The organism is Aeromonas sp. s2 (assembly GCF_040907935.1).
Lineage (GTDB): Bacteria > Pseudomonadota > Gammaproteobacteria > Enterobacterales > Aeromonadaceae > Aeromonas > Aeromonas dhakensis.
This window is the reverse complement of record NZ_JBFOCR010000026.1, coordinates 44,351-62,294: the sequence shown is the minus strand read 5'-3', so window position 1 is coordinate 62,294 and position 17,944 is coordinate 44,351. Positions and strand designations below refer to the sequence as shown.

21 protein-coding genes and 1 pseudogene are annotated in these 17,944 nt (G+C 57.2%); 16 read left to right on the top strand and 6 right to left on the bottom strand.

Translation table 11 applies throughout. From position 1 onward, the window contains the following. Positions 1 to 73 precede the first annotated feature (73 nt). The gene (gene hpt, locus AB5Y81_RS19950; RefSeq protein WP_005304637.1) at positions 74 to 604 is read right to left on the bottom strand and encodes a hypoxanthine phosphoribosyltransferase; all 531 of its coding nucleotides are present in this window, start codon (positions 602 to 604) and stop codon (positions 74 to 76) included. Positions 605 to 804: 200 nt separating this feature from the next. On the opposite strand from hpt, the gene AB5Y81_RS19945 reads away from it, so the two are divergent. Continuing rightward, positions 805 to 1,419: a TetR/AcrR family transcriptional regulator gene (locus tag AB5Y81_RS19945; RefSeq protein ID WP_005304640.1), complete on the top strand. Its 615-nt coding sequence runs from the start codon at positions 805 to 807 to the stop codon at positions 1,417 to 1,419. A 73-nt stretch (positions 1,420 to 1,492) separates the two neighbouring features. Here the strand turns inward: AB5Y81_RS19945 and AB5Y81_RS19940 are convergent, their stop codons facing one another. Both AB5Y81_RS19940 and mpl read right to left on the bottom strand, forming a co-directional pair. Beyond that, complete coding sequence (locus AB5Y81_RS19940; RefSeq protein ID WP_005304643.1) at positions 1,493 to 2,104, bottom strand: flavin prenyltransferase UbiX; 612 nt, start codon at positions 2,102 to 2,104, stop codon at positions 1,493 to 1,495. Beyond that, positions 2,101 to 3,471, bottom strand: coding sequence for a UDP-N-acetylmuramate:L-alanyl-gamma-D-glutamyl-meso-diaminopimelate ligase (gene mpl, locus AB5Y81_RS19935; protein WP_005304646.1), 1,371 nt, complete (start codon positions 3,469 to 3,471; stop codon positions 2,101 to 2,103). The genes AB5Y81_RS19940 and mpl overlap by 4 nt, the downstream gene beginning before the upstream one ends. 179 nt (positions 3,472 to 3,650) lie before the next feature. On the opposite strand from mpl, the gene ppa reads away from it, so the two are divergent. Further along, positions 3,651 to 4,181 carry an inorganic diphosphatase gene (gene ppa, locus AB5Y81_RS19930; protein WP_005304649.1) on the top strand — a complete coding sequence of 177 codons (531 nt, stop codon included), beginning with the start codon at positions 3,651 to 3,653 and terminating at the stop codon, positions 4,179 to 4,181. 25 nt (positions 4,182 to 4,206) lie between these two features. On the opposite strand, the gene AB5Y81_RS19925 is transcribed toward ppa, so the two are convergent. Next, positions 4,207 to 4,569, bottom strand: a complete 363-nt coding sequence (locus tag AB5Y81_RS19925; RefSeq protein ID WP_017780517.1) for a hypothetical protein — start codon at positions 4,567 to 4,569, stop codon at positions 4,207 to 4,209. A gap of 124 nt (positions 4,570 to 4,693) precedes the next feature. Here AB5Y81_RS19925 and AB5Y81_RS19920 point away from each other — a divergent pair, with 124 nt between their 5' ends. The 11 genes from AB5Y81_RS19920 to AB5Y81_RS19870 all read left to right on the top strand — a co-directional run bounded on the left by AB5Y81_RS19920 (position 4,694) and on the right by AB5Y81_RS19870 (position 14,740). Continuing rightward, entirely contained in the window at positions 4,694 to 5,572 is an 879-nt protein-coding gene (locus tag AB5Y81_RS19920; RefSeq protein ID WP_042051354.1) for a hypothetical protein, read from the top strand. A gap of 258 nt (positions 5,573 to 5,830) precedes the next feature. Further along, a complete protein-coding gene (locus AB5Y81_RS19915; protein WP_010636247.1) occupies positions 5,831 to 6,373 on the top strand; it encodes a YtfJ family protein in 543 nt (180 codons plus the stop codon). Between the two features lie 44 nt (positions 6,374 to 6,417). Further along, entirely contained in the window at positions 6,418 to 6,708 is a 291-nt protein-coding gene (locus AB5Y81_RS19910; RefSeq protein ID WP_279485307.1) for a hypothetical protein, read from the top strand. A 35-nt stretch (positions 6,709 to 6,743) separates the two neighbouring features. Next, on the top strand, positions 6,744 to 7,352 hold the full coding sequence (locus tag AB5Y81_RS19905) for a DUF2796 domain-containing protein (RefSeq protein WP_268037477.1): 609 nt from the start codon (positions 6,744 to 6,746) through the stop codon (positions 7,350 to 7,352). A 4-nt stretch (positions 7,353 to 7,356) separates the two neighbouring features. Further along, on the top strand, positions 7,357 to 8,046 hold the full coding sequence (locus tag AB5Y81_RS19900) for an ABC transporter ATP-binding protein (protein WP_005304683.1): 690 nt from the start codon (positions 7,357 to 7,359) through the stop codon (positions 8,044 to 8,046). Beyond that, the gene (locus AB5Y81_RS19895) at positions 8,040 to 9,287 is read left to right on the top strand and encodes an ABC transporter permease (protein ID WP_279485306.1); all 1,248 of its coding nucleotides are present in this window, start codon (positions 8,040 to 8,042) and stop codon (positions 9,285 to 9,287) included. The genes AB5Y81_RS19900 and AB5Y81_RS19895 overlap by 7 nt, the downstream gene beginning before the upstream one ends. A gap of 30 nt (positions 9,288 to 9,317) precedes the next feature. Next, on the top strand, positions 9,318 to 9,797 hold the full coding sequence (locus AB5Y81_RS19890; protein WP_010636242.1) for a DUF3299 domain-containing protein: 480 nt from the start codon (positions 9,318 to 9,320) through the stop codon (positions 9,795 to 9,797). Positions 9,798 to 9,934: 137 nt separating this feature from the next. Next, a complete protein-coding gene (locus AB5Y81_RS19885; RefSeq protein ID WP_019840503.1) occupies positions 9,935 to 10,801 on the top strand; it encodes a TIGR03899 family protein in 867 nt (288 codons plus the stop codon). Positions 10,802 to 11,064: 263 nt separating this feature from the next. Further along, positions 11,065 to 12,693: a PAS domain-containing methyl-accepting chemotaxis protein gene (locus AB5Y81_RS19880; RefSeq protein ID WP_279485305.1), complete on the top strand. Its 1,629-nt coding sequence runs from the start codon at positions 11,065 to 11,067 to the stop codon at positions 12,691 to 12,693. 686 nt (positions 12,694 to 13,379) lie between these two features. Then, complete coding sequence (locus AB5Y81_RS19875; RefSeq protein WP_279485304.1) at positions 13,380 to 13,679, top strand: hypothetical protein; 300 nt, start codon at positions 13,380 to 13,382, stop codon at positions 13,677 to 13,679. 173 nt (positions 13,680 to 13,852) lie between these two features. Then, complete coding sequence (locus tag AB5Y81_RS19870; protein ID WP_368146777.1) at positions 13,853 to 14,740, top strand: alpha/beta hydrolase family protein; 888 nt, start codon at positions 13,853 to 13,855, stop codon at positions 14,738 to 14,740. A 191-nt stretch (positions 14,741 to 14,931) separates the two neighbouring features. Here the strand turns inward: AB5Y81_RS19870 and AB5Y81_RS19865 are convergent. Then, positions 14,932 to 15,042 (bottom strand): annotated as a pseudogene (locus AB5Y81_RS19865) (alpha-amylase family glycosyl hydrolase); the annotation flags it as partial. A gap of 115 nt (positions 15,043 to 15,157) precedes the next feature. Between AB5Y81_RS19865 and AB5Y81_RS19860 the strand changes: the two are divergent. The 3 genes from AB5Y81_RS19860 (at position 15,158) to AB5Y81_RS19850 (ending at position 17,060) form a co-directional block, all read left to right on the top strand. Further along, the gene (locus AB5Y81_RS19860) at positions 15,158 to 16,201 is read left to right on the top strand and encodes a helix-turn-helix domain-containing protein (RefSeq protein WP_123247360.1); all 1,044 of its coding nucleotides are present in this window, start codon (positions 15,158 to 15,160) and stop codon (positions 16,199 to 16,201) included. Positions 16,202 to 16,281: 80 nt separating this feature from the next. Next, positions 16,282 to 16,743, top strand: a complete 462-nt coding sequence (locus AB5Y81_RS19855) for a hypothetical protein (protein WP_368146775.1) — start codon at positions 16,282 to 16,284, stop codon at positions 16,741 to 16,743. Then, complete coding sequence (locus AB5Y81_RS19850) at positions 16,692 to 17,060, top strand: hypothetical protein (protein ID WP_368146773.1); 369 nt, start codon at positions 16,692 to 16,694, stop codon at positions 17,058 to 17,060. The genes AB5Y81_RS19855 and AB5Y81_RS19850 overlap by 52 nt, the downstream gene beginning before the upstream one ends. Before the next feature lie 206 nt (positions 17,061 to 17,266). Here the strand turns inward: AB5Y81_RS19850 and cysC are convergent, their stop codons facing one another. Continuing rightward, on the bottom strand, positions 17,267 to 17,860 hold the full coding sequence (gene cysC, locus AB5Y81_RS19845; RefSeq protein ID WP_279485299.1) for an adenylyl-sulfate kinase: 594 nt from the start codon (positions 17,858 to 17,860) through the stop codon (positions 17,267 to 17,269). Positions 17,861 to 17,944 lie beyond the last annotated feature (84 nt).

The window sequence follows — 17,944 nt, the reverse complement described above, 5'->3', positions numbered from 1 at the left end:
AAAGGCGGCCAAGGCCGCCTGCAGACAGAAAATGGCGCTCTGCCACCTTGCCCGTCATATTCCTGAACCTTGCTTACTCTTGCGGTATTACCTTGCCGATGAACGGCAGATTGCGGTACTTCTGGGCATAATCGATGCCGCAGCCCACCACGAATTCATCCGGAATGGAGAAACCGATCCAGTCCACCGGCACCTGCACTTCACGGCGGGACGGCTTGTCCAGCAGGGTGCAGATGGCCAGGGATTTCGGCTCGCGCAGAGAGAGGATCTCGCGCACCTTGTTGAGGGTGTAGCCGGTGTCGATGATGTCTTCGACGATCACCACGTCCTTCCCTTTGATGTCGTCATCCAGGTCTTTCAGGATGCGCACGTCACGGGTGCTGTGCATGCCGGAGCCATAGCTGGAGGCGGTCATAAAATCCAGGGTGATGGGCAGCTGGGTCTGGCGGCACAGGTCGGCCAGGAAGACGCAGGAGCCGCGCAGCAGGCCGATCATGACCACTTCATCAGAGCCCTGGTAACGGGCGGTGATCTCTTCACCCAATTTGGCGATCCGGGCGGCGACTTCAGCCTCGGAGATCATCACCTCGACAGTGTGTTTCATCACTTACTCCATAATGGCCAAAGCAAATTTGGCCGTTCATTAACGTCAAAACCGATGATTCTACCATTCAAGCCGGAGGGCGTCAGGCATACGTGATGCTTTTATCGGCTTATTTTAATTGATAGAGTTAGCAGGCCCTCGGGCATTATCGGTGACAATACTATAAACACCATAATCAATAACTATTAGATGAAAAAACTATGGAACCACGCGCAGAAATTAGACGTCGAACCCGGCTTTCGCCGGAGGCCCGACGCAATCAATTGATGGAATGTGCCATCGAGGTGTTCTCCCGTCGCGGCATCGGCCGTGCGGGTCACGCCGAAATCGCAGAACAGGCCAAGGTCTCGGTTGCTACCGTGTTCAACTATTTCAACACCCGTGAAGAGCTGGTGGATGAAGTGTTGGCCGAGATCGAACGTTTCGTGCATCAGATGCTGGAACAGGCCTACTCCGGCCAGGGCCCGGTCAGCGACAGCATTCGCCGCCACGTGAAGCTGTTTGTTGACGCCGCCTACGATCAGCCTGACCACGCCAGCATCTGGCTGGAGTGGAGCTCATCGGTGCGGGAAGAGGTCTGGCCCCGTTACGCCAAGCTGCTGGACAAGGCTCTGGAGCGCATTGCACCTCACCTGCAACGCGCCATGGATGCCGGCGAGATCCAGAGCGTGCTGTCGGCGCAGGATCTGGCCCGCTCCCTGACCGGCTTCGGCTACGTCATGATGCAGATGATCAATCAGCCACAACGCCCGAGCCGGGAAGAGGTGACCGATTTTCTGTTCAAGTACGTAACCGCCCCCATCCAGGCAGCCTAACCCGCGCCAGCAAAAAAGCGGCGCCGAACTGTTCAGGTCGGCGCCGCTTTTGTTTGTCCGCTATCCGCTCATCTCACCCTTTGGCGTAGCCCCAGCGGCGGGTCAGCGCGTGCTCGATCCCCAGATGATCGAGGATCCGCGCCACCATGAAGTCCACCAGATCCGCGATGCTTTTCGGCTCATGATAAAAGCCCGGCGCCGCCGGCATGATGGTCACCCCAAGACGGGCCAGTTTCAGCATGTTCTCCAGGTGGATCGCCGAGAAGGGGCTCTCGCGGGGCACCAGAATGAGCTGGCCGCGCTCCTTGATCACCACGTCCGCCGCCCGCTCCAGCAGGTTGTCGGAGGTGCCGTTGGCAATGGCCGAGACGGTGCCCATGGAGCAGGGGCAGACCACCATCTGCTTGGGCGCTGCCGAGCCCGAAGCCACCGGCGAGAACCACTCCTCCTTGCCACAGGCGACGATCTGCCCCTCCTTGGCGCCATATTGGCGACAGAGGTAGGCAGAGAGCTCTTTCGGCGAGCCCGGCCACTCCTGCTGCTGCTCGGTCTTGAGCACCACACGAGCCGCCGAGGAGGCGAGCAGATAGACCCGATAGTCCGCCTGCACCAGGCATTCCAGCAGGCGCAGGGCATAGGGGGCGCCGGAGGCACCGGTCAGCGCCAGGGTGATCGCTTTGTTCATAGCTGGCCGTGATAGTCCTTGAGGCGGGCGATCAGCTTGTCATGAATGCCGCCGAAGCCGCCGTTGCTCATGATCAGAATATGATCGCCATCGCGGCACTCGGCCACCAGCCGGTTGATCAGGGTCTCCAGATCGTTGAACACCTTGGCCGGTCGGGTCATGTGGGCGGTCACCTCGCCGAGATCCCAGCCGATGTTGGGCGGCTGGAAGAAGAACACCTCGTCGGCGCCGTCGAAGCAGCCTGCCAGCTCTTCCTTGTGCACTCCCAGCTTCATGGTGTTGGAGCGGGGCTCCAGCACCGCCAGGATGCGGGCCTTGCCCACCTTGGCACGCAGGCCGCCGAGGGTGGTTTCGATGGCGGTGGGGTGGTGGGCGAAGTCGTCATAGATGCTGATGCCGGCCACTTCCCCCTTGAGCTCCATGCGCCGCTTGGGAGACTTGAACTGGCAGAGGGCCGCAATGCCGTGCTCCACCATGACACCGGCATGGCGGGCGGCGGCGATGGCCATCAGACCGTTGTTGACGTTGTGCTCGCCGATGCACTCCCAGTGCACCTCGCCCTGCTTCACCCCGTCCAGCCACACCTCGAAGGCAGAGCCGTCGTCGGCCAGCTTGACCGCCTTCCACTTGGCATCGTCCTGACCCACCAGCTCCACCTCGCTCCAGCAGCCCATTTTGCGCACGGCGGCCAGGTTCTCGTCCCCCTTGGGGAAGAGCACTCGACCGTTGCTCGGCACGGTGCGCATCAGGTGGTGGAACTGGCGCTGAATGGCGGCGAGATCCGGGAAGATATCCGCGTGGTCGAACTCCAGGTTGTTCATCACCAGGGTACGCGGGTGGTAGTGGACGAACTTGGAGCGCTTGTCGAAGAAGGCGCAGTCATACTCGTCCGCCTCGATGACGAAGAAGGGAGCCGAGCCCAGACGGGCGGAGACCGGAAAGTTGCCGGGCACGCCGCCGATGAGGAAGCCGGGCTCCAGCTTGGCGTATTCCAGTACCCAGGCCAGCATGCTGGCGGTGGTAGTCTTGCCGTGGGTGCCGGCGACGGCCAGCACCCAGCGATCCTGCAGCACGTGCTCCAGCAACCACTGGGGGCCGGAGATATAGGGCAGATTGCGGTCCAGCACATACTCCACACAGGGGTTGCCGCGGCTCATGGCGTTACCGACTACCACCAGATCCGGCGCCGGATCGAGCTGGGAAGGATCGTAGCCTTCGGTCAGTTCGATGCCCTGTTGCTCGAGCTGGGTACTCATGGGGGGATAGACGTTGGCATCCGAACCGGTCACCCGGTAACCAAGCTGTTTTGCCAACACCGCCAGACCACCCATGAAGGTGCCGCAGATCCCGAGGATGTGAATATGCATACCGCTTCCTTTCGCAGTAAAGGGAAGTGCGCATTCTAACAAGGTGACGGCAATTTGGCAGACCCAAGCTGCACGGTATCCAACAACTCTGTCGCAGTGGCCCTGAAATATGGTCATTTGACGCGACATCGCTATAATATCGGCCTGCAAACTTGACTCCAACACTCAAAGGAAACGTCATGAGCCTGAATCTGGTACCGGCTGGCAAGAGCCTGCCCGACGACATCTACGTCATCATCGAAATCCCGCAGAACGCCGACCCGATCAAATACGAAGTCGACAAGGACAGCGGTGCCATCTTCGTTGATCGCTTCATGTCTACCCCGATGTTCTATCCGTGCAACTACGGCTACGTGAACGCCACCCTGTCTCTGGATGGTGATCCGGTTGACGTGCTGGTTCCGACTCCCTACCCGCTGCTGGCCGGCTCCGTCATTCGCTGCCGCCCGGTTGGCGTGCTGAAGATGACCGACGAATCTGGCGAAGACGCCAAGATCGTGGCCGTTCCGCACTCCAAGTTGACCAAGCAGTACGACCACATCCAGGATGTGAACGATCTGCCCGAGCTGCTGCGCGCCCAGATCCAGCACTTCTTCGAGCGCTACAAAGAGCTGGAAGCTGGCAAGTGGGTCAAGGTTGAAGGCTGGGGCGACAAAGCCGCTGCCGAAGCAGAGATCAAGAGCTCTGCCGAGCGTTACGCTGCCAAGTAAGCGTAACCTTCGTGAAAAAGGCGCCTCAGGGCGCCTTTTTCGTGGGCTGTTGCTGGGGCTGACCCGGCGTCACACCGCTGGGATCCCCCTGTATATAAATGTCACGTCCATCCTGCTGATAGGGCCGATAGTAATTCCCCCCGCAGCGATAACTGCCGCCAGCATCGCTCATCAGCTCGCAGTTTACCGGCAGCACCTCAAGCCACTTGATGGCCTGCTGAAAGCGCAGCCACTCCTGCCACTCATGTTCCTTCGCCAGCTTGTCGCGCAGGGCAAAGGTATCCGCGCTGGACATTCCCTGGTTGACGATGACCGGCCCCGCCGCGGCCGGCAGCGTGGCCAACAGCAGCAACAAGGGTGTGATTCGCTTCATGACGGTTTCCTGCATGACTTATTTCCAGAATTAAATTAAAAGCCCGATCAATCTGTTATCAAAATCACAAATGCCAGACTCATCCAAAATCGGCCAGCTCACCTAGTTGTTTATTATCACCCCGAGCAGGATGCACATCATGAAACTGGCACAAGGTCTGTTGTTGAGTCTAGTGTTCGCGTCCATGGCCGGGGCCAACGAGGTCACCCTGAGCTGGCAGTGGCAATCGGCCGACGGTCAGCAGAAGCATCTGCAACTGAACGCGGACGAGCGGGTCATCGCCGCCAGCCGCCACGAGATGACCCTGCTCGATGCCTCCCTCAACTATCCGCTGGAGACCCTCTACTCCTACATCAGCCCGCGGCTCTACAACAGCATCAACCTCATCAACCAGACCAGCCCGGAGACCGCCACCAAGTTTCGCAATCTGGAGCAGGCCTTCACCCTGCACGACGACAGCATGGAGTCGACCCTGTTCTGGCAGGCCTATCAGCAATATCAGGACGACGCCTTCTATCAGATGCGGGTGGTGCCCTGCGTCCACCCCGCCAATCGCAAGCTGCCCTGCGTGCGTCCCAACTATTCCCAGCTGTTCTACCAGTTCAAGGGCGACCTGAGGCCCCTGGCGAAACAGTTTCTGGCCAAGGATCTCGCCACCAGTGTCGGCCTGCTGCAGGAGTGGCTGAGCGGCATTCCCACTCCGCCCGAACAGATGGACCACTTCGCACCGCCGCTGCAGGCCTTGCAGAACAACAAGGCGGACAGCGACGAGAAGGCGCTACTGATGGCAAGCCTCTTGGCCGAGCTGGCCCCCCAATACATGCTCAGCATCATCTATCCGAACATCAGCATTGGCAGCGTCTCGCCAGCCTGGCTGGCCATCACCGCCGACAGCGGCCTGAAAGGAGATACAGTGGTGATCGGCAATCAGCGCCACATTCTGCTGACCGGCTCGCCCCTGCTGGCCCAGCAGATGACCATGGCCAAGATCCCGCTGGTGAGCGAACCGCTCTACTGAGGCCTACCCCCTTCCTCAAGTCTGGCTGCAGACCGCGGCCAGACTCCTCAAACCAGTTGATAAGCAATTGATTTTTATCGACTGCATGCCATCCTAGCCGCCTTTGTCCGCCAGCCCCCGTGCTGGCGGGCAGTCGAACGCCTCAACGCTGGCTTTTATTTAACACTTTTTAAACAGATCCGATCAGTTTAGGATGAGTTCGGCCCCATTCCCTCAATGCAAAAATCGTTATAACATAACAAAAGGAGTGTCATCAGGATGAAACATCTCGTACTTACTCTGGCGCTGCTGCCAACGCTGGCCCTGGCTCACAACATCAAGGAGTCGGCCCAGGTGCCGCTGGTCAACATCGGCGACAAGGGTGAGCTGGTACTGAAAGAGAAAGAGATCGGCTATCAGCCCTGGCAAAGCAAGGTACTGACCGGCAAGGTCTTTCTGATCCAGCACATCGCCGGTCGCTCCAGCGCCAAGGAGCTCAACGCCCCCATGATCGAAGCGATCAAGGCGGCCAAGCTGCCCCACGACAAGTACCAGACCGTCACCATCATCAACAGCAATGACGCCATCTGGGGCACCTCCGGCTTCGTGAAGAGCAGTGCCGAGGACAGTAAGAAGGAATTCCCCTGGTCCGCCATGGTGCTGGATGCCAAGGGCATGGCCCGCAACGCCTGGGATCTGGCGCCGGAAAGCTCGGCCATCATCCTGCTGGACAAAGAGGGCAAGGTGCTGTTCGTCAAGGACGGTCAGCTCGATGCCAACAATATCGCTACCGTGATGGGGCTCATCCAGTCCCATCTCTAAGCCAGAGAAAAGGGGCGCTGATGGCGCCCCTTTGATAGGGGTCTATGGGTCGTACCAAGCTGAAAATCTGGTTGCTGCTGCTGGGCTGGTTGTGGTTGCAACCCGTGCTGGCACAACATCCGCTGGAAGCCGACCTGCCCGGCCACAACCACGCCTGTGTCCTCTGCGCCCTGCATCTGGATGGCAAGCTGGCACTCACCCCGACCCAGGTCATCCCCTCGCCACAGCTCGTCATCGGCAAGCTCCTTGACACCGCCTTGCCCAAACCTCATGCCACCCCCTCAGGTCAGTGCCGCATCCGCGCACCGCCACAACTTCATCGCTTATCCGGCTAAATCCATTTTTCAATAAATTTTTCAAAGGATTAACGATGAAAGCAGTCACCCTGTTACTGGCGGCCGCCGCATTTGGCGTGCAGGCAAACCACGATGAACACGACAGTCACGGCCACGGCGCCCACGAGCACGGCCACGGCCACCTCAACCTGGTGCTCGACGGCAACCAGCTGATGATCGAGCTGCAGGCCCCCGCCGCCGATCTGGTGGGCTTCGAGCACGCCGCCAAGAGCGATGACGAGAAAGCGCAATACGCCAAGGCCATGGCCCAGCTCAAGCAACCCGATGCCCTGCTGCGCTTCGACCCGGCCGCCGGCTGCACGCTGACCCAGCAGGCGCTGCAGGCCGCCAAGGAAGATCACGACCATGACCATGACCATGACCATGACCATGACCATGACCATGACCATGACCACCAGAAGTCTGACGGCAAGCACGACGAACACCAGCACGACGATGCCGGTCACGCCGACATGGGTGCCATGTACACCTACACCTGCGCGGAGCCAGCCAAACTGACCGGGCTGGAAGCCACCCTGTTCAGCGTCTATCCGAGCCTGGAGAAGCTGAGCGTGCAGGGCATCCTGCCCAGCGGCCAGACCGCGGCCGAGCTGACCCCCTCCGCCAACAAACTGAGCTGGTAACGCCATGAAAAATGCCGTGGTTGAGATCCGCGATCTGGCCTTTGCCTGGCCGGGTCACGAGGTTGTACTCGATCTGCCCGCCCTCACCATCGGCGAGGGGGAACGGGTGTTCATCAAGGGGCCGTCCGGTTCGGGCAAGTCGACCCTGCTCGGCCTGCTGGCCGGGATCCAGACCGCCAACCACGGCACCCTGGAGGTGCTGGGCCAACCGTTGGCCCGGCTCTCTGGCCGTGCCCGTGACCACTTCCGGGCGGCCAATCTGGGTTACATCTTCCAGCAGTTCAACCTGCTGCCGTTTTTATCCGTGCAGGACAACGTCACCAGCGCCCTCACCTTCTCCCCCGAGAAGCGGGCCCGGCTGCAGGGCAGCCCGGCCGAGGAGGCGCGCCGCCTGCTGCGGGAATTACAACTGCCCGAGGAGGCGCTGCACAGGCCCGTCCATGCCCTCAGCATCGGCCAGCAGCAACGGGTGGCCGCTGCCCGCGCGCTCATCGGCTCACCGCCGCTGGTGATCGCCGACGAGCCCACCTCGGCCCTCGATACCGACAACCGGGCCGCCTTCATCAAGCTGTTGTTCGAGGAGTGCGACAAGCAGGGCTCGACCCTGATCTTCGTCAGCCACGACCCCTACCTCGAACCGCTCTTTCCGCGGGTGGAAAACCTGCAACAACTGAACAGGAGGGCAACATGCTGAAACTCGCCCTGCAAAGCCTCTGGGCCCGCCGCCTCACCGCCGGGCTCACCCTGCTGGCCGTCGCCATCAGCGTCACCCTGCTGCTCGGGGTGGAGCGGGTACGCAACCAGGCGCGCGAGAGCTTCGCCAATACGGTGTCGGGCACGGACCTCATCGTCGGCGCCCGCTCCGGCCAGGTGAACCTGCTGCTCTATTCGGTGTTTCGCATCGGCAATCCCACCAACAACGTAGGCTGGGATGCCTATCAGGCCATCAAGAACCAGCGCGGCATCGCCTGGACCATCCCGCTTTCCCTTGGCGACTCCCACAAGGGGTTTCGCGTGCTCGGCACCAATGGCGACTACTTCACCCACCTGAAGTACGGTCAGCAGCAGGCGCTGGAGCTGCGTGAAGGGCGAGCGTTCGACACGCCGTTCGAGGCGGTGCTCGGCGCCCAGGTGGCCGAGAAGCTCGGCTATCACCTGGGGCAGTCCATCGTCATCGCCCACGGCGCCGGCAACACCTCGTTCAGCCAGCACGACAACCTGCCGTTCAAGGTGGTGGGGATCCTGGCACCGACCGGCACCCCCATCGATCGCACCATCCATGTGCCGCTGGCCGGTATCGAGGCGATCCACCTGGGCTGGGACACCGGCCGTCACAGCAAGAACGTGACCGCCGAGCAGGCACTGGCACAGGATCTCACCCCCAAGACCATCACCGCCTTCATGGTGGGGCTCAGCAACCGGATCCTGGCGTTCCAGCTGCAGCGCAGCGTCAACACCTACCGGGGCGAGCCGCTGATGGCGATCCTGCCGGGGGCCGCCCTGCAGGAGCTGTGGAGCCTGATGAGCGTGGCGGAGACGGCGCTGTCGGTGATCGCCGGCTTCGTGGTGGTGGCAGGCCTCATCGGCATGCTGACCACCCTACTGGCCGGCCTCAACGAGCGGCGCCGTGAGCTCGCCATCTTGCGCTCTCTCGGCGCCGGCCCCTCCCACCTGTTCCTGCTGCTGGCGCTGGAGGCGATGGCCCTCACCACTGCCGGCATCGCGCTCGGGGTGGCCGCGCTCTACCTGGGCCAAGCCCTTGCCACCCCCTGGCTGCTCGGTCACTATGGCCTGCAATTGAGCCTGGGGCTGCCAAGTGCCCACGAATGGCAACTGCTGGGGCTGGTCTGGCTGGCCGGCATGGTGATAGGCCTGTTGCCCGCCGCCCGCGCCTATCGCTACAGCCTGAGCGATGGCATGAGCATTCGCGTCTAGCCAGGCGCCCATAAAAAATGAGAAGGATAGATGATGAAGTGGAAAATCGTGGCGCTGCTGGCCGCCCTGCTGACGCTGCCGGCCATGGCCGCCGACTACAAGACCATTGACTGGGATGTGCTCATTCCAGAAGGTGAAAAACTGCTGCCCCCACCCCAGGTGAGCCACGATGGCAATCTTGCCTCCGTGCCCCAGCCGGTGGGCGGGGTCAACAAGAAGCTGGACGGCCAAGAGGTGCGCATCCCGGGCTTCGTGGTGCCGCTGGAGGGGGATGCCAAGAAGATCACCGCCTTCCTGCTGGTGCCCTACTTCGGCGCCTGCATCCATGTGCCTCCCCCGCCCACCAACCAGGTGGTCTATGTGAGCTACCCCAAGGGGGCGCCGGTGGATGACCTGTGGGACGCCATCTGGGTGAAGGGCAAGATGCGCACGGTCAGCTCCAGTCACGAGATGGCCACCGCCTCCTATTCGCTGGAGGCGGTCGAGGTCAGCGTCTACGAAGAGCAGTAACCAGGCACACGGCCTCCCGCGGGGGGCCGTTTTGTTATCCGCGACGGCAAGAACCCGGCCAGCCCCTGCCTGAGGGATTGCCCGCCATCCCGGTTGGAGTAACATTCAAGGCTAGACCTTGCGATCACGGAGCCAGCATGGCTGACCTGCCCCCGCCCAAGAAAGAGAGTTCCATCCTGAGCAGCCAGGAGCAGACCCTGCGCCTGGCCCGCAGCCGCGGCATCGACGGCATGCTCACCCGCAACAGCGACAGTACCTTCGAGCAGCGCGCCGCCTTTCGCCAGCTGGCGGATCAGGCCGCCCGCCAGCGCAACCTGGAATCCATCATGGTGATGGCCTCCCGCCACTGCGAGGAGACCGCCGCCGGCGGCGAGATGGACAGCGACTGGCTGACCCACTTCCTGCAACTGGCGGAAGACATCAGCATGGTGCCCATGCAGCAGCTGTGGGGCCGCATCTTCGCCATCGAGATCGCCACCCCGGGCCGCTTCTCCATCCGGGCGCTCTCCACCCTCAAGGAGATGACCCAGCGCGAGGCCCAGCTGTTCCAGCGCATCTGCTCCCTCTCCTGCCACTACGTGGGCAGCGACGAGCAGCGCCTGCTACTGGGGCTGCACAAGGGAGCCAGCCTGCTCAGCCGCGCCCGGGTGACCCGGCTCGGCCTTGGCAAGTACCGCATCCCTTACAACGCCCTGCTGCAGCTGTTCGAACTCGGCCTGCTGCACCGGGGTGAGCTGGAATCCGGCCCGCTGCCCGCCGACGGGGTGGAGCTGGAGTTCGGCGATCAGCGCTGGCGCCTGCAGCGCAAGCAGGCCAACATCACCCTGCTCTACTACCGGCTGACCCCGGTCGGCAACGAGCTCGCCCAGCTGCTGCAGGAGCCGCCGCTGGAGGAGTACCTGCAGGATCTGAAAACCGTGCTGGTGCAGGGGCTGCAGATCGAAACCATGATGCTGACCCCGCCCGCCGGGCCTGAGCCGGCCCCGGCCGAACCGACCCCCTGATCCTCCGGAGCCCGTCAGGGCTCCGCTGTTTTGCGCTCCCCAGCGCCGCTCTCGAAATGGCGCCGCCGTTGCCAAAACGGTTCCTGAAATGCAAATCCGCCGCCTCTGACTCGCCAGCCCCACGCCCACAGATCCGCTCTCCACCGGCCATCGCCCCCCGCCGTGCCGAATGAGTGCCGCATGATCGACGATTTTCACCCCCGCTGGTGCGGCCCTTGCATTGGTGATGACTCCTTCCCCACAACCCGGTTTCGGAGCACACCATGAGAGTCAATCAGCCTGTCACCCAGCATGAGCGTCGCTATCCCGAACACCAGCACCTCATCTCCACCACGGATCTGGAGAGCCGCATCACCTATGCCAACGAGGAGTTCTGCCAGATTGCCGGCTTCACGCTGGAGGAGCTGCAGGGGGAGCACCACAACCTGGTGCGCCATCCAGACATGCCCAAGCAGGCCTTCGCCGACCTCTGGCACCATATCCGGGCCGGCAAGAGCTGGATGGGCCCGGTGAAGAATCGCTGCAAGAACGGCGATCACTACTGGGTCAGCGCCTTCGTCACGCCGATCAAGGATGCCCACGGCAAGGTGGTGGAGTATCAATCGGTGCGTACCGCCCCCAGCGAGGAGATCAAGCAGCGGGCCGAGCGCATCTATGCCGGGCTGCGCGCCGACAAGGCGCCGCTGGCGCTCAGGCTGCCGGCCTTCTCCCACACGCTGGCAATCACCCTCTGCCTGTTGCCGAGCCTGGTGGCCATGATGGCGCTGGGCTATGAGCAGTCCTCCGGCTGGCTGCTGGCCCTGGCCGTGCTGCCTTTGCTGCTGGCGGCCATGATCACCCAGGCCCTGAGCCGTCGCCTCGGCAAGCTCGACAAGCTGGCCCGCAGCCGCTTCGACAACCCGCTGATGCAGTTGCTCTACACCAACAAGGTCGACAACATCGCCGCCATCGAGCTCGCCATGCTGATGAATCAGGCCGAGTTCAACGCCGTGCTGGCGCGCACCCAGCAGACCTGCAGCCGGATCCTGCACTCGGCGGAAGGCGATCTGCGCAATGCCGAATCCATCACCAGCAACCTGCAGCAACAACAGGCCGAGACCAATCAGGTCGCCACCGCCATCACCCAGATGGCCGAGTCGATCCGCGAGGTGTCCCACAGCTCCACCGCCGCCTCCGACCTGCTGGATGAAACCGCCGACCTGTTCCGGGAGGGCAACCGCAGCGTGCAGGAGACCATAGGGGCGGTCGAAGGAATGCACGGCGAGATCGCCACCTCCAAGACGGTGATCCACACCCTGGCGACCCAATGCCGGGATATCGACGGCATCCTCGATGTCATCAACAGCATTGCCAACCAGACCAACCTTCTGGCTCTCAATGCGGCCATCGAGGCGGCCCGGGCCGGTGAGGCGGGCCGCGGTTTCTCGGTGGTGGCGGACGAGATCAGATCCCTGGCCATCAAGACCCAGTCCTCCACCGGCGAGATCCAGAAGATGATCAACCTGCTGCAAACCAGCGCGGCCAACGCCGAGCAGGCGATGGAAAAAGGGGGGGATCTCTCCGCCAGCTGCCAGCAGAAGGCCTCCGCTACCGGCACCATACTGCAGCAGATCAACAGCATGTTGCAGCAGGTCGCCTCCGGCAGCAGCCAGATAGCCCAGGCCGTGCAGGAGCAATCCCAGGTCACCGCCGATATCGACCGCAACGTGCTCAGCATCAAGACCCTGGCCGATGACTCAAGCCAAGGCAGTCAGCATGCCGTCCACGGCATCAACCAGCTGGTGCGGCAACTGAGTGACCTGGATCGGCTGGTACGCCAGTTCCAGCAACAACCCGCCTCTCCACAACTTGCCAATCCCAGCCCCGCCGGCCAGGTGGTGCTGGCCCGCTGATCCCGAGACCGTGCGCTAACAACAAAAAAGGGCCCCTGTCGTCACCGGCAGCTGGCCCATTTATCTCTGGTGGGAAACGCAGATCTGACTGGGCCGGGATGCCCATGCCATCACTGGCCCGGCCTTGATGTCATTACCTTGGCATCTGCTCTGCAACTCATTCAACAGAGTGGCATCCCGCAGTTCATTCCCCCCGCCCAAATACGCAGCGAGCATTGAGAAAGTACGGACGCTGAGATACCCCTATCGCCCGCCCCCCCATGGCAGCTCAATTTATTGATCTTGCCCGAGAAATCACTCACTCCCCCTTCCCTAACCAGCTCCGTTCGGTAACATGGCCATCAGATCCCCTCTTGTCGGAGTCAGCCATGTACCAGACCAGAGCCACACCGCAGGGAAAAGCAGCAAGCTGGAGGCTGGAATTCAGGGGCGGTAGCCTTGCTTGAGGAATAGCCACGCGGGTGGCGACCTGATGCGCGTTATTAACAAGGATTACAGCCCTGATTTTGTTGGCGCCATTATTTCACTGCCCAGGTGATAGCACTAAAAAAACGCCACAGCCAGCCAGGCTACTAATTTCACTGGAAACGCTTCGCCATAAAAGGCAGCATTTCCCTTCAGACATAATACGCCAATGCGTAATATCTCCTGGGCGCATTAAACAAATTAAAGAGTTCAGAGGCAACATGAACAACACAGACGCAGTACCGCCATATGAGACGCAAGAAATAGGCACACCACTGGATTACACATCTGACATGTACCGCGTCTATTTCGAGATTCGTGATCATGATGGTATGGCCAAGAAAATCATCTCTGGTTTTCTTGGCCCCGCACGGGCTGAAAAAATAGTAACCTTGGCCCATGGCTATGAAATGGAGCTCCCCATTCAATGCATACCAGAAATAATCCGGCTGCTGGGAAATGAAAACATAGCGATATATCAGGTCGTACGTTATGCAAAAACCAATAACAGCTGGGGCTAGTATCATTACCATGATGCTATGGTAACCTGAATCATTTGCATTTTATGAATTCGGCAGGATTGCTGCGTGCAGCATGGTTTCGCCTTGTTCTGATCGCCAAGGGTAAAATGAGAATGCGAACAATATATTTATTGTTGCTATTTTTGACATGCTCGACAAGCGCCCAAGAGGTCATGACTCGCACAGCCAGCAGGGATGATGGCTCGCCTATCTCCTATTACTTGGTCCAATATTCCCATGATACAGACACCTTGCTGTTGATTCTGCAAGGTTCTGATTGCAACAGCGTGCTTAACATTGATTCGATACTCTCTGACTATAAAGATGTTTGGCCAGAAGCTGATATTCTGCTAGTCGAAAAGTACGACATTGACAGAAAATTAAAATACAGTACCGATCCGGCACGCAAGGATTGTCCTGCTCAGTACCTTGAAAAGGACAGCCCTGCACAGCGGGTCGCGGATATCGAAACTGTGCTCGATATCGTTCGAAAAGATGGGCAATACAAAAAGTTCATCCTATTGGGCGGCAGTGAAGGGGCCGTTATTGCCAACCTAGTGACCGCAGCAGTTGACTATATCGATGCCACCGTCGCCTTTAATGGCGGTGGCCGCTGGTTTATCGATGACGTCTCACACAGCATCGCTGCAGAGCATAAAAATCTCGAAACGGCGAGAAAAGAGATCGACGGTTTTAAAGGGTTTGCCCAGCATGTTCTTAACAGCAAACCATTTGATCTTGAGGTGAGCGGACATGGCTATCATTGGTGGCAGCAGATGCTCTCCATCGATCAGCTGGATACCCTTAAAAAAGTAAAGTCTCCTTTGCTGATCATTCAGGGTGGAATGGACACCTCAGTATCACCGCAAAAAACAGATGAGTTGATGCAGCGTCTTAAAGTCCTCGGGAAAAGCAATATTGAGTATCGGCGTTACGAAGAACTCGATCATGGATTCAAGGACAGTGACGGGAAAAGTCAGCGCAAAGAGGTAGTAAAGGATATAAATATATGGTTAAGGTCGAAGCTAGGCAATCCAGCCAATAAATCCAGCGACAACTGATTGAAGCGCTGAATATTGAAACTCAGGGACGGTCACGTGGTGGTTGTGGGTTAGCGCAGAGCGAAGCCCAACGGACGAGTATGATCACCTCAACCAGAGCGGGATAAATATGGATTTGGTTGTTCGGTAAACGTTCGGCTTCACTGCGTTCAGTACCAACCTACAATTTTTAGCCAAACATTCTAGATATTACCAGAATGCGCATCTTGCCCAGACAAGGAAACCCTCCGCATACAACGGCTGACCACATGGTAATCGGGAGTGTCTTACATGCTAATCTGACGTGAACGAGCGATGGTCATGGCAAACTCCTTGACTGGCTACCCATCAAGCGAAGCAGCATGCTACGCTGCCGTCAAATTGGTGGATGTCCCGAAACTAATGTAATTATCACCACTTATTTATCATAGGTTTATCATGAAAACTAAAAAGATTCAGTTACCTAAGCTACTTGAATTAAGTGTTGATAAGGCAACAAATAAAGTAAGCAACCGCGAGAGTGAGCATAGAGAATTCAAGCTTAAATTCGAAAACAACAACCTACCAAAATTTGCAAAGACAATGGCAGCCTTTGCGAATCGAGATGGTGGTGTCCTTTTTTTTGGTGTAAAAGATAAGCCTCGAGAGCTGATAGGGATCGTAGAAGCTGAAGCCCCAGATGATGTAGTCATCACAAACTTTTTAAAAGAGTATTTTCAGCCAGAGATCCTTTTCGAATCACATGTAATTGAAAAACACGGTCTAAAAATTCATGCTTTGTTGGTTAAGCCAGCTCACAGAAAACCAATAATTTGCAAGAAATCAAAATCAATCAGAGCTGAACAAGGTAAGCCTGATAAAGAAGTTCTACGCGAAGGTGCAATTTATTATAGATATTCAGCCTCCACTGATGAAATTAAATATGCTGATTTAATATACATGCTTGATACTGAGCGTGAATCTTATTTCAAAGCAATGATTGACAATATTACGCTACTGAATAAAGTGGGCATAGATAAAGCAGCAGTTATTGATGCTCATGAGTTATCTGGAAATGATCAGGCAGCTTCTGTATATTTAACAAATGACACCGCGCAAAAACTAAACTGGATTGATAGCGGGAGTTTTGTTGAGGATGAAAATGAAGGTGGAAAAGCTTATTATGTGGTTAGAAAAGTTGAAATAAAACATGGCATTGAGATACAAAAACCTGTCGATTTTGCAAACACGCACCCCTTGACAAAAACAGCTCTTTCTAAAAAAGTAAAAATTGACAACCCTTACTTTGACGCTGTTACATGGAAACTTGGGATAAAAGACAACCCAACATATCATATTCCATCCCATCACGGTTTAAATAAAATCCATAAATATACAGAAGCATCTGCAAATCTAATTCTTAAAAGTTTCCCATTTGATATGAAAAATCGAAAAGATAAATTCAAGGAAATATATGATGAATATCATGCTGCTCTACGCTAAAGAACACACAACTGTGTTTTAACCTCTGGCGGCACTACGTGCTACTGCATAAAGCTAATTTATAAAACAAGGGAATGTTTATGTCTGATTTATTTTCATCACAAGCAGGTACTCTTGCATATGGTATTACCTTGTTCGAACAATACATAAATAGAGCTCACAAAGCATATGAAGATGAAGAATTTTTTGATTGGCCAACTATATTTTTGACGACTACATTGCAAGCAACCTCAGTATCATTAATAAAGCTATTGCCTTCTGCAGATGATACAAATGAAATATTAGATAAACGTTCAATTGCATCTTTAGTAAGAAATATCATTGATACTCATGATGTTTTAGACATGATGAGTAATGCAGATACACCTGAAAGATTGAGCCTTCACCGTAACATTTTGGGCATGTATATATCAGGCCGCATTAGCAAAATCCAAAAATCGATAGATAATGAAAGAGCCGAAAAATTTTATCCTTACTCAAAAGAACAGTATTGGAAAAAATCAAATCATCTCCCTGTTATTCTCACCGACTTGATAAACTGAAAAATGGTGAAGGTGTTTTCTATAACACTAGAATGGAAAGGTTAAAAAATTCTTGTGAGGAACATGCCGACTTCGTCTCTGGTATTATTGCTGACTTATCAACACTCGTGCATTCAATTCCACCGACCCTTTGGCTCAGTGGTTTAAATGAAATTTATAATAATTCAGAAGGCAATAGAAACATGGTTTCAATTTGGTTAAGAGTTGCAAACTTCTTCTTTGCTCGTTCTATATCTTGTTTTTTAAAAGTAACTAAATATGATGTCACTCCCGAACTACAAAAATATATCACGCATCATAAAAAGGTCTTCTCATAGAAGAATAGTTTTATAACAAATTTGAAAATTGACAGTACTATATACGGCTATTAAAAGTAAAAGTCAGAGGGAAATTCACCTTTGAGCACCATACTACATGTCCTATTAATCCGTTAGCTACTGACAACAAAGGAAATAGTTAGAAGACAATAAACAAGAGGGCAAACGCCCCCTTATTTATCAATATTCGACACTGACAACCGACCTTAGTCAATCAGCCCCCGCAGCCGCAGGGCGGTCAGCAGCTCATCCACCAAGGCTTCCACCGGCTTGCCGGCGTTCAGCAGGTGAATTTCTGGCTGCTCGGGTGCCTCGTAGGCCGAGTCGATACCGGTGAAATTCGTGATCTCCCCTGCCCGCGCCTTCTTGTAGAGCCCCTTGGGATCGCGCTCTTCGCAGACGGCGAGCGGGGCATCCACAAACACCTCGACAAACTCCCCTTCACCCACGAGATTGCGCACCAGCGCACGCTCGGCACGGAACGGCGAGATAAAGGCGGTGAGCACGATCAGGCCCGCATCCACCATCAGTTTTGCCACTTCGCCGACCCGGCGGATATTCTCCTGGCGGGCGGCGTCATCAAAGCCCAGATCCCCGCACAGGCCGTGGCGCACATTGTCCCCATCCAGCAGATAGGTGTGCTTGCCTTGTGCCGCCAGCGCCTGCTCCAAGGCTCCCGCCAGGGTGGATTTGCCCGCCCCGGAGAGCCCGGTAAACCAGATCACCAGCGGCTTCTGTCCCTTCTGCTCGGCCCGGCTCTGTTTGTCCACGGCATGGGCATGCCACACGATATTGCTCATTCACACTCCTTGCTTGGCGCGCGCGCCTCAATGCTGAAACGGTCTGGCTCCCGGGAGCTCAGCCTCTGGCCAGTCGCCACTGAC